This is a genomic window from Achromobacter sp. SIMBA_011, assembly GCF_046535435.1.
Taxonomy (GTDB): Bacteria; Pseudomonadota; Gammaproteobacteria; order Burkholderiales; family Burkholderiaceae_B; genus Achromobacter; species Achromobacter dolens.
The window spans coordinates 1-269 of the sequence record NZ_JAWRWN010000520.1 but is presented as its reverse complement, the minus strand read 5'-3'; the positions used below and the strand labels follow the sequence as shown (position 1 = coordinate 269).

The 269-nt window shown below is 67.3% G+C and carries 1 protein-coding gene; it reads left to right on the top strand.

The window, feature by feature from the left end; all coding sequences use genetic code 11:
• Positions 1 to 269, top strand: a 269-nt coding sequence (locus tag SB816_RS31975; protein ID WP_410548238.1) for a hypothetical protein, incomplete at both ends; no start/stop codon positions are given.

Genomic DNA, 269 nt, shown 5'->3' with positions numbered 1-269 from the left:
GCACCTACTTCCACTCGGGCCTGCTGGCGGTGCGCGCGGCGATCTCGTCGAAGGCGAACATCACCTACAAGATCCTCTACAACGACGCGGTCGCGATGACGGGCGGCCAGCCGGTCGACGGCGTGCTGACGGTGCCGCAGATCACGCACCAGCTCGCGTCCGAAGGCGCGAAGCGGATCGTGATCGTCACCGACGAGCCGGAAAAGTACGACAGCCAGAAGGCGCTGCTCGCGCCCGGCGTGACGGTCCATCACCGCGACCAGCTCGAC